The sequence below is a fragment of the Streptomyces sp. JLBJ103 genome, from assembly GCF_058215575.1.
Genome location: NZ_CM177089.1, coordinates 1,657,264 through 1,669,906, shown reverse-complemented (window position 1 = coordinate 1,669,906; position 12,643 = coordinate 1,657,264). Strand labels below are relative to the sequence as shown.

Here is a 12,643-nt window from a genome sequence, read left to right as displayed (position 1 = left end):
TGGTTCCAGGGCAGCGGCCGCGCGGCGTGCCCCCGGGGGATGGCGCCCGCCGTGTGCCCCGGTGGAAGCGCCGGGCGGCGCCGTGGACGGCATACGATCCGGCGGCCCCAGGCCTAAACCCCGCGCAGCCTCTTGTCAGCGGCTGCCGCTACCGTTTCGGTGGAAACGGACGTGTGGGGAGGCACCGGTGGCGAACGGCCCGGACGTGGTCACATGCGGCGAGGCGATGCTGCTTCTGCTGGCAGAGCCCGGAGTTCCGCTGGACCGTGCCGTGCACTTCCGCCGCTCGGTGGCGGGGGCGGAGTCCAATGTGGCCGTGGGTCTGGCCCGGCTCGGCCACGGAGTGCGCTGGCTCGGCCGCGTCGGCGCCGATCCGGCGGGCGAGGCCGTGCTGCGCGAACTGCGCGCGGACTGTGTGGACGTCGGCCATGCCATCGTGGACGACCACGCCCCCACCGGGCTGCTGATGCGCGACAGCCATCCGCACCGCGCCATCGATGTGCAGTACTACCGTATGGGGTCGGCCGCCTCGAGGCTCACCCCCGAGCAGATACGTCCCGAATCCGTCGAGGGCGCCCGGCTGTTGCACCTCTCCGGGATCACCCCGATGCTCTCGCCGACCGCCGCGGCGGCCAGTCGGCGGCTGGTGGAGCTGGCCCGCGTGGCCGGGGCCCAGGTGTCCTTCGATCCGAACGTCCGGCACAAGCTGGGCGGAGCCGCCCAATGGGCCCAGACGGCGGGCCCGTTGATGCGCGAGGCGGACATCGTCCTCGCCGGGGAGGACGAGTTGGAGCTGCTGACCGCCCAGCCCGCCGACGAGGCCGCGGAGGAGCTGCTGCGCGGCGCCGCCCAGGAGGTCGTGATCAAGCACCCCGACCACTCCGCCACCGTGCGGACCACGGAGGGCAGTTGGCACCAGACGCCCCATGCGGTGCCCGTCGTCGATCCCATAGGCGCCGGTGACGCCTTCGCGGCGGGCTATCTCTCGGCCCGGCTGCGGAGCTTGCGCGAGCACCGCGCGCTCGCCGAGGCCGCCTGTGTGGCCGCACTCGCCATGCAGGCCGCCACCGACACCGACGGACTGCCCACCGCCGCCGCCCGGGACCGTGCGCTCGCCCAGGTCGCCGGGGGTGGGGACGGGGTCCACCGGTGACCCGGCCGCCGGGTCCGTAGGCTCGTTCCAGCACACCCGCACCGAACCCGCACCGAACCCGCACCGAACCCGCCGTACCCCGACGGAAAGTCCGCTCCTCCGCTTTCCCCGCCACTCGAGCCCACCGCAGCACCGCACATCGTCAACCGCACACCGCAAGTGCCGCATATCCCCCGGGCAATCCGGCGCGGCACCACCCAGTCAACACCTCGGAGAGGAAAGGCGGCGACTGCCGTGTACCGCTGGGAGACCACCCGGGCCGCGCTCGCGCAGCGCGTCCTGGCGATCGTACGCAGCGACAGCTACGACCGTGCCACGGCCACCGCGGACAGCCTGCTCTCCGCCGGTATAGCCGGCCTGGAGATCTCACTGACCACCCCCTTCGCGCTGGAGGCGGTCACCACGCTGATCCGGGAGGTCGGCAATGACGCGGTGATCGGCGCGGGCACGGTGCTCGACGCCACCTCCGCCCGGATGGCCGCCGACGCGGGCGCCCGCTTCCTGGTGTCCCCGAGCCTGGACGCCGAGGTGATCCGCACCGGCCACCGCTACGGGCTACCCGTCTTCCCCGGTGTGGCCACCCCCACCGAGGCGGTGCGCGCCCTGGAGCTGGGCGCGGACGCCCTCAAGCTGTTCCCCGCCTCGGCCTACGGCCCCGGCTGGGTCAGGGACGTACGGGCCGCGCTGCCCCAGGCGGCCGTGATCCCCACGGGCGGGGTGAGTGTGGCCGAGGCCCCGGAGTGGATCGCCGCGGGCGCGGTGGCCTGCGGGATGGGCGCGTCGCTGGCCGAGGGCGACCGGGACACCGTGGCCAAGCGGGTCGCCGAGCTGCTGGCCCGGCTCGCCGACGTGGGCCCGTCGCTCGACCCCGATCCCGAGCCGTACTGACGGCGCTCGTCCGGGCGTTGACGACGGGCCCTCGAGCCCCGGCGTTCCGGCTGATGGTCAACGGGTTCACCTGAGCGGCCACTTCTGCGACTCTGGGCACGCTGTGATCATGCGCCCCGGGCTTCTCCGGCTGCTGTCCAGGAGATCCCGTGGCTGACCGGTCCCGTGCCCAGGAGATCACCAGGAGATCAGGAGTCGCCGTGAGCCGCACCGTCGCCCTGTCCGCCGTCGCCGCCCTGCTCGCCGCCACCGCCGCGGGCTCGGCCCTGGCCGCCGGGTCCGCGGCACCGACCGCCGACGGCCGTACCCACCAAGGAACACTGCTCGACACGGTGCCCCGGCGCGGAGTGCTGCGGGTGTGCACCACGGGCGACTACCGCCCCTTCACCCATCGCGATCCCAAAACCGGCGCGTACTCCGGTATCGACATCAAGATGGCCGCCGACCTGGCCAAGAGCCTTGACGCCACACCGAAGTACATTGCCACCACCTGGGCCGACCTGGTCGGCGATCTGGCGGCCGGGCGCTGTGACATCGGGATGGGCGGGGTGTCGGTGACCCTCGCCCGCGCCCGTACGGTGTCCTTCAGCGAGCCGTACCTCACCGACGGCAAGACGCCGATCGTGCGCTGCCCGGACGAGCGGAAGTACACCACGCTGGAGGACATCGACCGGCCGGGGGTGCGGGTGGTGGTCAACCCCGGTGGCACCAACGAGCAGTTCGCCCGCGCGCACATCACGAAGGCCACCCTCACCGTCCACCCGGACAACACCACGATCTTCGACGAGATCATCGAGGGCCGGGCCGATGTGATGATGACGGACGCCAGTGAGACCCGCTATCAGTCCACCATCCACCCCGAACTGTGTGCGGTCCACCCCGACAAGCCGTTCTCGTTCTCCGAGAAGGCGTACGCCCTGCCGCGCGGGGACACGCAGTTCAAGGACTACGTCGATCAGTGGGTCCAGCTGGCCACGCATGACGGCACGTATCGGAAATACGAAGATGAGTGGTTGAAGTAGCGGCCAGGCCGAGTGGTTGAAGTTCTGACCAAGCTTGCGTCCGAGACTCCCCACGCTGCGTCGACTGACCTATATTGACCCGGGTTTACATCACTCATGTGTCATAGGGACTGATCGATGACAGCGCACCTCGAACGCTCCGGGAGCGCCGCGACCACGTCCGGCACCACCGCCCCGCCGTCCGGCTGCCCCGCCCGCTCCGGCGCCCGGCCGCTCAGCGGGCCGGGGTTCCAGACCGACCCGGCGCGGATGTACGCCGATATGCGACGCGAACACGGGGCGGTGGCCCCGGTGCTGCTCGAGGGCGGCATACCCGCCTGGCTGGTGATGGGCTATCGCGAGCTGCGCCAACTGACCAGCGACCCAGCGCTGTTCACCCGCGATTCCAGCGGCTGGAACGCCTGGGACGACATACCCGACGACTGGCCCCTGCTGCCCATGATCGGCCGCGGTGACACGGCCATGGTCTACACCGACGGCGAGGTGCACCGTAAGCGTTCGCTGACCATCAACAACGCGCTGGAGGCCGTCGACCCCTACGAACTGCGCGACCTGGCCGAGAAGTACGCGGACCTGTTGGTGGACGCGTTCTGCGGGCGCGGTGAGAGCGATCTGGTCGCGGAGTACGCGGTGCTGCTCCCGGCGCTGGTCATCGCCCGTGTCTTCGGCTTCCCCGACACCATGGGACCGCGGCTGCTGCGCTCGCTCAACGAGGTGGTGGACGGCAGCAGGAAGGCCCTGAAGGGGCAGAAGGCGCTGCGCGCCGGAATGATGGAACTGCTGGCCGCCAAGCGCCAGTTCCCGGGGCCGGATGTGGCCTCCCGGATGATCGTCTCCACGGACTCCTCCCGTGACGAGGAGACCATCCAGGATCTGATGGTGATGTTCGGGGCGGGCCACCAGTCGACGGCCGACTGGATCGGCAACACCCTGCGGCTGATGCTCACCGACGAGCGGTTCGCCCTCTCGCTCTCCGGCGGCCGCCACAGCGTGGGCCGGGCGATGAACGAGGTGCTGTGGGAGGACACCCCCACCCAGAACATCGCGGGCCGCTGGGCCACCCGGGACACCGTCCTGGGCGACCAGCGGATCCACGCCGGTGATCTGCTGCTGCTCGGCTTCGCCGCCGCCAACGCCGATCCGGACGTGCGCCCGGACCGGCGCGTCTCCACCGAGGGCAACAGCGCGTTCCTCTCCTTCGGCCACGGCTCGCACCGCTGCCCCTGCCCGGCCCAGGAGATCGCCGAGGTCATCGCCCGGACCGGGGTCGAGGTGCTGCTGGACCGGTTGCCGGATCTGCGGCTCGCGGTGTCGCCGAAGGCGCTCGTCTGGCGGCCGTCCCCCTGGATGCGCGGACTGTCCGCCCTGCCGGTGGAGTTCAGCCCGGCCCCGGGCGGCGTCCGCTGAAACGGTCCGGCTGCCGCCAGGAGACGACAGCCGGACCATGGAGCCCGCCCGGTGGCTACCGGCCGAGCTCCGCGCCGTACTCGACCGCGCCGCTCAGCCCCAGCTTCGCCGGGGTCGTCGAGGTGACCGGGGGCTGCTCGCCCTCCTCGCGCGAGGCGTCGAACCACACACCGCCGCTGCGGGCGTTCTCGCCCGGCGCGTCGGCCGCGATATCGGGGTAGCCGTCGCCGTTGTAGTCACCGGTGGCGACATCCCCGCCGAAGAGGTCGCCCGCCTCGGCCGTCCCCGGCACCCCGGCGGTGGACTGGCTGATCCGGACGGATCCGGTGCGGCCCAGGCCCTGCGGCCCGCCCCACACCACAGTGACGTAGCCCGCCGCGGTGCTGCCGCCGACGGTCGCCTTGGGCATGCCGACGGCGAGATCGGCGTACCCGTCCCCGTTGAAGTCACCCTTCAGGCCCGACGGTGCGGCGGACGCGGGGACCGCGGTCAGACCCGATACGCCGAGCACCGCGGTCGAGCAGAGGATCGCGGCCGACAGGGGCTTGGTACGCAATGTGTCTCCCGCGATGTGTGGATGGTGGCGGACATCGGGAGGGGCGCGATGCCCCGCTCCATGACCGGCGGGTCGAACAGATGGTTGCCCTCGTGTGGACCACGGATGAAGGGCGTGCCGCCGGTCACCGAGGCGGCGCCGCCCGTCTCTCTGCGTAGCTGCCGAGCCGTTTGTCCGGACAACAGAACTTCACGACTTCCCGTCATGTGCTCATCCGGCTACGCTCGCCCCGTGGCAATGCAGGGAGAAGACTCTTCTGGCGCGGCGGAGCTCCAGTTCAGCGTGGACCGCAGCAGTCCGGTCCCGCTGTACTTCCAGCTGTCCCAGCAACTGGAGGCGGCGATCGAGCAGGGCCGGCTGGCGCCCGGGAGCCTGCTCGGCAATGAGATCGATCTGGCCGGGCGGCTCGGGCTGTCCCGCCCCACCGTCCGTCAGGCCATCCAGTCGCTGGTCGACAAGGGGCTGCTGGTGCGGCGCCGGGGTGTGGGTACCCAGGTGGTGCACAGCCAGGTCAAGCGCCCGCTGGAGCTGAGCAGCCTCTATGACGACCTCGAGGCCGCGGGCCAGCGCCCCGCCACCCGGGTGCTGCGGAACACCACCGAGCCCGCCACCGCCGAGGTCGCGGCCGCCCTCGGGATCGCGGAGGGCACCGAGGTGGTGGTGATCGAGCGGCTGCGGCTGGCCCACGGCGAGCCCATGGCCCATCTGTGCAACCGCCTCCCCGCCGGGCTGCTCACCCTGGACAGCGCGGAGTTGGAGGGCACCGGTCTGTACCGGCTGATGCGTGCGGCCGGGATCACCCTGCACAGCGCCCGCCAGGCGGTCGGCGCCCGCGCGGCCACCGCCGAGGAGGGGGAGCAGCTCGGTGAGCCGGAGGGCGCGCCGCTGCTGACGATGGAGCGTACGACCTTCGACGACACCGGCCGGGCCGTGGAGTTCGGCTCGCACACCTACCGGGCCTCGCGCTACGCCTTCGAATTCCAGCTGCTGGTCCGCCCCTGACCGGTGTCCCTGATGGGGCCCTTGACGGCCTGATGGCCCGGCCCGCCCTCAACTGGCCCCGGAGCGCGCCGCCTTGACGTGATCCGCGTCCGCCGCTACAAGTCCTCCAGTTGTGACGGGGCGGCCGGGAGGGGAAGGCGGATCCAGTATGAGGCGGCTGCGCAACGGCAACGCTCGTACGGCTCGCACCGCTCGCACACGGCGGCGGTCCTCGGTGTCGCAGCGGCACCCGCTGAGCCCCCCGGAGCCCCGGTGGCCGCCGGTGACGGATACTTGGCGGCGGCCGGAGCCCGGATCACCAGGTGCCCGGCCGCGATCATGACCGCGGACAGACCGGGATATCCGGGACAAGGCTGGATCAGAAGGCGAGAGGGGCGACGCTACGTGGCGAGCGCGGCGAGGGTTCGGACAGGGGTGCGCGCGATGACCGCCGCCCTGGTGGCGACGGCACTGGGCGTGAGCCTGGCCGGGTGCAGCAGTACCGGTGGCAAGCGCGCCGAGGAGCGGGCCGCCCAGGCGGCGGCCGAGGGCCGGGCGGCGGTCAACACCCCGAAGTGGACCTTCGCCATGGTCACCCACTCCGGCGACGGCGACACCTTCTGGGACATCGTGCAGAGCGGCGCCAAACAGGCCGCCGTCAAGGACAACATCAAGTTCCTCTACGCCCACAACGAGGAGGGCAAGGAACAGGCCCAGCTGGTCCAGTCCTATATCGACCAGAAGGTCGACGGGCTGATCGTCACCCTCGCCAAGCCCGACGCCATGCGGTCCGTGGTCAAGCGGGCCCAGAAGGCCGGGATACCGGTGATCACCGTCAACTCCGGCTCCGGTGAGTCCAAGAAGTTCGGCGCCCTCACCCATGTCGGCCAGGACGAGACCATCGCGGGCGAGGCCGTCGGCGGGGAGCTCAACAAGCGCGGCCGCAAGAAGGCCCTGTGCGTACTGCACGAACAGGGCAACGTCGGCCATGAGCAGCGCTGTGACGGCGCGGCCGACACGTTCAAGGGAAAGATGGAGAAGATCTACGTCGAGGGCACCAATATGCCCGATGTGGAGTCCTCCATCGAGGCCAAGCTCCAGTCCGACAAGGACATCGACAGCGTGGTCACGCTCGGCGCGCCCTTCGCGGACACCGCCGCCAAGGCCGCCGACCGCGCGGGCAGCGACGCGGAGATCGACACCTTCGACCTCAACGCGAAGGTGGCCGCCGCGCTCCAGGACGGCACGCTCGGCTTCGCCGTCGACCAGCAGCCCTATCTCCAGGGTTACGAGGCGGTGGACCTGCTCTGGCTCCACCGTTACAACGCCGATGTCCTCGGTGGCGGCAAGCCGGTGCTCACCGGTCCGCAGATCGTCACCAAGGGCGATGCCGCCGAGCTCGCGGCGTACACCAAGCGGGGGACCCGATGAGCACGGACGCACCGCCCCTGAACACACCCGGCAAGCCCGGGGGACCGCCGCGCCCGGACGACGGGCGGACGGTCCGCGCCTCGCTGCCGCGCCGTCTGGTCAGCCGTCCGGAGCTCGGCGCGGTGGTGGGCGCCGTCGCCGTCTTCGTCTTCTTCTCCGTCGTCGCCGACGCGTTCCTCCAGTGGTCCAGCTTCAGCACGGTGCTGTACGCCTCGTCGACCATCGGGATCATGGCCGTACCGGTGGCGCTGCTGATGATCGGCGGGGAGTTCGATCTGTCGACCGGGGTCCTGGTGACCTCCTCGGCGCTGATCTCCTCGATGTTCTCGTACCAGATGACGGCGAACGTCTGGGTGGGGGTCGGGGTGTCCCTCCTGGCCACCCTCGCCATCGGCTTCTTCAACGGCTATCTGCTGGTACGCACCAATCTGCCGAGCTTCATCATCACCCTGGCCACCTTCCTGATCCTCCAGGGCTGCAACCTCGGCTTCACCAAGCTGATCAGCGACACCGTCTCCACCAAGACCATCGCCGACATGGAGGGCTTCCCCTCCGCTCACAAGGTCTTCGCCTCGCAGCTGACCATCGGGGACGTCGAGGTTCAGATCACCGTCCTGTGGTGGTTCGCCCTGATCGCGCTGGCCACCTGGATCCTGCTGCGCACCCGCGCCGGGAACTGGATCTTCGCGGTGGGCGGTGCCAAGGAGGCGGCCCGCGCGGTCGGCGTACCGGTGAACCGCACCAAGATCGGGCTCTATATGGGTGTGGCGTTCGCCGCCTGGATCTCCGGTCAGCATCTGCTGTTCAACTACGACGTCGTCCAGTCCGGCGAGGGCGTCGGCAATGAGCTGCTGTACATCATCGCGGCCGTCATCGGCGGCTGTCTGCTGACCGGCGGCTACGGCTCCGCGGTGGGCGCCGCCGTCGGCGCGTTCATCTTCGGCATGACCAACAAGGGCATCGTCTACGCGCAGTGGGGCGCGGACTGGTTCAAGTTCTTCCTCGGGGCGATGCTGCTGCTCGCCACCCTGCTCAACTGGTGGGTCCGCAAGCGGGCGGAGGCGAGCAAGTGACCACATCACCGCTGATCGAACTGACCGGCGTCAGCAAGTCCTACGGCAACGTCAAGGCGCTGGAGGGCGTCTCGCTCGAGGTGCGCGCCGGGGAGATCACCTGTGTCCTCGGCGACAACGGCGCGGGCAAGTCCACCCTCATCAAGATCATCGCCGGACTGCACCGGCACGACGGCGGCAGCTTCGCCATCGAGGGCGAGGAGACCCGGCTCGGCTCCCCGCGGGAGGCTCTGGACCGCGGGATCGCCACGGTCTACCAGGACCTCGCCGTCGTCCCGCTGATGCCGGTGTGGCGCAACTTCTTCCTCGGCTCCGAGCTGCGCAAGGGCTACGGGCCGATCCGGCGGCTCGACGTGGACCGGATGCGTGCCACCACCCGAAGCGAGCTGCTGCGCATGGGCATCGACCTGCGCGATGTCGACCAGCCCATCGGCACCCTCTCCGGCGGTGAGCGCCAGTGCGTGGCCATCGCCCGCGCCGTCCACTTCGGCGCCAGGGTGCTGGTGCTGGACGAGCCGACGGCGGCGCTGGGCGTCAAGCAGTCCGGGGTGGTGCTCAAGTACGTCGCCGCCGCCCGGGACGCGGGCCTGGGGGTGGTGTTGATCACCCACAATCCGCACCACGCCTATCTGGTCGGCGACCGTTTCGTCCTCCTCAAGCGGGGTGCGATGGCGGGCAGCCACACCAAGGACAACATCGCCCTGGACGAGCTCACCCGCCAGATGGCGGGCGGCAGCGAGCTGGAACAGCTCAGCCATGAGCTGGCGCGGCTGGAGTCCGGCCCGGCCGGGAGCTGATCGACGGACGTCCCGGGGCGCGCGGCCCCGGGACTCCGCCATGCGGTGCGAGCCTTGAGTGAGGCACAATCGCACGGCGGGCCCCACCCGCCACGGACCACGCACTCGAGGCCCCGGCCTCCCGAGACCCCCGCAGGGACGACGAACTCTTGCGAGCACGCACCCGCAGCGACCGCACCCCCCGCACCGGTGAAGGGGGCGGCCGATGAGCATCTACCGCGAAAGAGTGCACCGGGGCTCGGCGCGTGCCACCGTGCTGCGGACCGTCGGCACCCGTGAGCGCCGCTCGCACCTGTCCGCCCCCCGGGTGCCCACCGTCGGCATCGACATCGGCGGCACCAAGGTGATGGCCGGGGTCGTCGACGCCGACGGCGTCATCCTCGAGAAGCTGCGCACCGAGACGCCCGACAAGTCCAAGAGCCCCAAGGTCGTCGAGGACACCATCACCGAACTGGTCCTGGACCTCTCCGACCGGCACGATGTGCACGCGGTGGGCATCGGCGCCGCGGGCTGGGTGGACGCCGACCGCAACCGCGTCCTGTTCGCCCCCCATCTGTCCTGGCGCAATGAACCGCTGCGCGACCGGCTCGCCGAGCGGCTCGCGGTCCCGGTCATGGTCGACAACGACGCCAACGCGGCCGCGTGGGCCGAGTGGCGGTTCGGCGCCGGACGCGGTGAGGACCATCTCGTCATGATCACCCTCGGCACCGGTATCGGCGGCGCCATCCTGGAGGACGGCCAGGTCAAGCGGGGCAAGTACGGCGTCGCGGGCGAGTTCGGCCATATGCAGGTCGTCCCCGCCGGACACCGCTGCCCGTGCGGCAACCGCGGCTGCTGGGAGCAGTACAGCTCCGGGAACGCGCTGGTGCGCGAGGCCCGTGAGCTGGCCGCCGCCGAGTCCCCGGTGGCGTACGGCATCAACGACCGCGTCGGCGGCAACATCCAGGAGATCACCGGACCGCTCATCACCGAGCTCGCCCGCGAGGGCGACGCGATGTGCATCGAGCTGCTCCAGGACATCGGCCAGTGGCTCGGCGTGGGCATCGCCAATCTGGCCGCCGCGCTCGACCCCTCCTGCTTTGTCATCGGCGGCGGCGTCAGCGCCGCCGACGACCTGCTGATCGGGCCCGCCCGGGACGCCTTCCGGCGCACCCTCACCGGCCGCGGCTACCGGCCGGAGGCCCGTATCGTCAAGGCCCAGCTGGGCCCCGAGGCCGGGATGGTGGGCGCCGCCGACCTCGCCCGGCTGGTCGCCCGCCGCTTCCGCCGCGCCAACCGCCGCCGGGTCGAGCGCTATGAACGCGCCGGTTCCTCCCCGCTGCGGATCGCGCCCCGAGGACAGGCGGGCCGCGGATGACCGCCGCCGACCAGCGCCCCGCGCAGGGCAGCCCCGGCGCGATTCCGCCGGGCCGCGGCAGCGGCGCCCCCGAGCGCCCCGGCACCCCCGGCGGCGACGACGGCCGTCCGCGCCGCCGCTGGCTCAAGGCCCTGATCATCTTCTTGCTGATCGCGATCCCGGCGGGCTACGGAGTGATCTCCGCCATCCAGAGCCGCGAGGGCGGTGAGAACAAGGAGGAGAGCGCCCAGGCCACCGGGCTCACCGATGACTGGCCCACCCGGGTGCAGCGGCGCATATACGACGTACCGATCCCGCCCTACTCCGCGGACGTCGCCTTCTACGAGACCAACTCCTGGGACGAGAGCAAGCTCTACGTGCAGTTCATCACCTCGCGCGAGGGCCTGAAGCGCTTTCTGACCCGGGCGGGCACCCACCCGTCCGCCCTGGAGAAGGGCGAGGTGACCATCAGCGCCAAGGAGGCCAAAACGGTTGGCTGGCAGCTGGGTTCGGGCAAGGACTGGTCAGGAACGGTGTTCGAACAGAAGGACCCGCAGCCCAAGCTGGAGATCACCGTCAACCGTGACAATCCCCGTCACCCGAAGGTCTACGTAGTCTCCACCGTCACGCCGTAAAGGGCGGCCATCTCGTTCGGATACCGTTTCCGGGTGAGTGAGATCAAGACACTTCAGTACCGGATCGACGGCCCCGAGGACGGGCCCGTGCTCGTCCTCGGACCGTCGCTGGGCACCACCTGGCACATGTGGGACCGCCAGATACCCGAGCTGTCCCGCCACTGGCGGGTCCTCCGCTTCGACCTGCCCGGCCACGGTGGAGCACCGGCCCACCCCGCCTCTTCCGTCGCCGAGCTCGGCGACCGGCTGCTGGCCACCCTGGACGAGCTGAACATCGACCGGTTCGGCTACGCGGGCTGCTCGCTCGGCGGGGCCATCGGCGCCGAACTGGCCCTGCGACATCCGCTCAGATTGGGCTCACTCGCCCTCGTCTCCGCCTCCCCGCGCTTCGGCACCGCCGACTCCTTCCGCCAGCGCGGTGTGGTGGTCCGCACCAACGGCCTGGACCCGATGGCCCGCGCCACCCCGGAGCGCTGGTTCACCCCCGCGTTCGCCGGTGCCCAGCCCGCCATCGTCGACTGGGCCGTCCAGATGGTCCGCACCACCGACCCCGGCTGCTACATCGCCAGTTGCGAGGCGCTCGCCGCCTTCGACATCCGCGCCGAGCTCGGCCGGATCAGCGCCCCCACCCTGGTCCTGGTCGGCGCCGACGACGAGGTGACCCCGCCCGCCGACGCCCGTGTGCTGGTCGCCGGAATCCCCGACGCCCGGCTCGCGATGGTCCCCGGCACGTCCCATCTCGCGCCGGTCGAGCAGCCGGCGGCCGTCACCGATCTGCTGGTCCGCCACTTCTCCGGCACCTGGCAGAGCCCGGACCACCCCAGCGGGATGACCGCGATCCCGGCGCCGCCGGTCAAGCCCGTGCTCGCCCCCGGGCCCACCGCCACCCCCGTCGCCGCTCCGACGCCCGGTCCGGCCGCCGAGATCGGCTGGGCCGCCGCGCCCGAACCGGTGCCGGACGCTCGCACCGACGCCTACGAGCGCGGCATCAAGGTGCGCCGCGAGGTGCTGGGCGACGCGCACGTGGACCGCGCGGAGTCGCGGACCGACGAGTTCACCGGCGACTTCCAGGACTTCATCACCCGCTATGCCTGGGGCGAGGTGTGGACCCGGCCCGGCATCGACCGGCGCACCCGCTCCGTGATCACCCTCACCGCCCTGGTCGCCCGCGGCCACCTGGATGAACTGGCCTTCCACACCCGCGCCGCGCTGCGCAACGGACTCACCCCCACCGAGATCAAGGAAGTCCTGCTCCAGACCGCGGTCTACTGCGGAGTGCCCGCCGCGAACGCAGCCTTCGCCGTGGCCCAGCGCGTCATCCGCGAGGAGACCAGCCCGGAGGAGTAACCCGTTTACGGGGGCGG

Annotated in this window: 12 protein-coding genes; 11 read left to right on the top strand and 1 reads right to left on the bottom strand. The window is 71.2% G+C overall.

What is annotated here, in order from left to right:
- Positions 1–187 precede the first annotated feature (187 nt).
- The 4 genes from AC4BEG_RS07155 to AC4BEG_RS07140 all read left to right on the top strand — a co-directional run bounded on the left by AC4BEG_RS07155 (position 188) and on the right by AC4BEG_RS07140 (position 4,470).
- Positions 188–1,153, top strand: a complete 966-nt coding sequence (locus AC4BEG_RS07155; RefSeq protein WP_490705064.1) for a sugar kinase — start codon at positions 188–190, stop codon at positions 1,151–1,153.
- A 234-nt stretch (positions 1,154–1,387) separates the two neighbouring features.
- Complete coding sequence (locus AC4BEG_RS07150) at positions 1,388–2,041, top strand: bifunctional 4-hydroxy-2-oxoglutarate aldolase/2-dehydro-3-deoxy-phosphogluconate aldolase (protein WP_490705063.1); 654 nt, start codon at positions 1,388–1,390, stop codon at positions 2,039–2,041.
- 200 nt (positions 2,042–2,241) lie between these two features.
- Positions 2,242–3,063: a transporter substrate-binding domain-containing protein gene (locus AC4BEG_RS07145; RefSeq protein ID WP_490707008.1), complete on the top strand. Its 822-nt coding sequence runs from the start codon at positions 2,242–2,244 to the stop codon at positions 3,061–3,063.
- A gap of 117 nt (positions 3,064–3,180) precedes the next feature.
- The gene (locus AC4BEG_RS07140; protein WP_490705062.1) at positions 3,181–4,470 is read left to right on the top strand and encodes a cytochrome P450; all 1,290 of its coding nucleotides are present in this window, start codon (positions 3,181–3,183) and stop codon (positions 4,468–4,470) included.
- Positions 4,471–4,525: 55 nt separating this feature from the next.
- Here AC4BEG_RS07140 and AC4BEG_RS07135 read toward each other — a convergent pair whose 3' ends face one another.
- Positions 4,526–5,026: an FG-GAP repeat domain-containing protein gene (locus AC4BEG_RS07135; RefSeq protein ID WP_490705061.1), complete on the bottom strand. Its 501-nt coding sequence runs from the start codon at positions 5,024–5,026 to the stop codon at positions 4,526–4,528.
- 237 nt (positions 5,027–5,263) lie between these two features.
- Here AC4BEG_RS07135 and AC4BEG_RS07130 point away from each other — a divergent pair, with 237 nt between their 5' ends.
- The 7 genes from AC4BEG_RS07130 (at position 5,264) to pcaDC (ending at position 12,626) form a co-directional block, all read left to right on the top strand.
- The gene (locus AC4BEG_RS07130; protein WP_490707007.1) at positions 5,264–6,028 is read left to right on the top strand and encodes a GntR family transcriptional regulator; all 765 of its coding nucleotides are present in this window, start codon (positions 5,264–5,266) and stop codon (positions 6,026–6,028) included.
- A gap of 423 nt (positions 6,029–6,451) precedes the next feature.
- A complete protein-coding gene (locus tag AC4BEG_RS07125) occupies positions 6,452–7,438 on the top strand; it encodes a sugar ABC transporter substrate-binding protein (protein ID WP_490705060.1) in 987 nt (328 codons plus the stop codon).
- Entirely contained in the window at positions 7,435–8,511 is a 1,077-nt protein-coding gene (locus tag AC4BEG_RS07120; RefSeq protein WP_490705059.1) for an ABC transporter permease, read from the top strand. Before AC4BEG_RS07125 ends, AC4BEG_RS07120 begins: the two co-directional genes overlap by 4 nt.
- Positions 8,478–9,308 carry an ATP-binding cassette domain-containing protein gene (locus AC4BEG_RS07115; RefSeq protein ID WP_490705058.1) on the top strand — a complete coding sequence of 277 codons (831 nt, stop codon included), beginning with the start codon at positions 8,478–8,480 and terminating at the stop codon, positions 9,306–9,308. The genes AC4BEG_RS07120 and AC4BEG_RS07115 overlap by 34 nt, the downstream gene beginning before the upstream one ends.
- Positions 9,309–9,513: 205 nt before the next feature.
- The gene (locus AC4BEG_RS07110) at positions 9,514–10,665 is read left to right on the top strand and encodes an ROK family glucokinase (RefSeq protein WP_490705057.1); all 1,152 of its coding nucleotides are present in this window, start codon (positions 9,514–9,516) and stop codon (positions 10,663–10,665) included.
- Complete coding sequence (locus AC4BEG_RS07105) at positions 10,662–11,279, top strand: hypothetical protein (protein ID WP_490705056.1); 618 nt, start codon at positions 10,662–10,664, stop codon at positions 11,277–11,279. The genes AC4BEG_RS07110 and AC4BEG_RS07105 overlap by 4 nt, the downstream gene beginning before the upstream one ends.
- Positions 11,280–11,312: 33 nt before the next feature.
- Positions 11,313–12,626: a bifunctional 3-oxoadipate enol-lactonase/4-carboxymuconolactone decarboxylase PcaDC gene (gene pcaDC / locus AC4BEG_RS07100; protein ID WP_490705055.1), complete on the top strand. Its 1,314-nt coding sequence runs from the start codon at positions 11,313–11,315 to the stop codon at positions 12,624–12,626.
- Positions 12,627–12,643 lie beyond the last annotated feature (17 nt).

Excerpts from the sequence above, each read along its gene's own strand:
- AC4BEG_RS07140 (WP_490705062.1), top strand. The coding sequence starts at position 3,181 with ATGACAGCGCACCTCGAACGCTCCGGGAGCGCCGCGACCACGTCCGGC.
- AC4BEG_RS07130 (WP_490707007.1), top strand. The coding sequence starts at position 5,264 with ATGCAGGGAGAAGACTCTTCTGGCGCGGCGGAGCTCCAGTTCAGCGTG.
- AC4BEG_RS07125 (WP_490705060.1), top strand. The coding sequence starts at position 6,452 with ATGACCGCCGCCCTGGTGGCGACGGCACTGGGCGTGAGCCTGGCCGGG.
- AC4BEG_RS07120 (WP_490705059.1), top strand. The coding sequence starts at position 7,435 with ATGAGCACGGACGCACCGCCCCTGAACACACCCGGCAAGCCCGGGGGA.
- AC4BEG_RS07110 (WP_490705057.1), top strand. The coding sequence starts at position 9,514 with ATGAGCATCTACCGCGAAAGAGTGCACCGGGGCTCGGCGCGTGCCACC.
- AC4BEG_RS07105 (WP_490705056.1), top strand. The coding sequence starts at position 10,662 with ATGACCGCCGCCGACCAGCGCCCCGCGCAGGGCAGCCCCGGCGCGATT.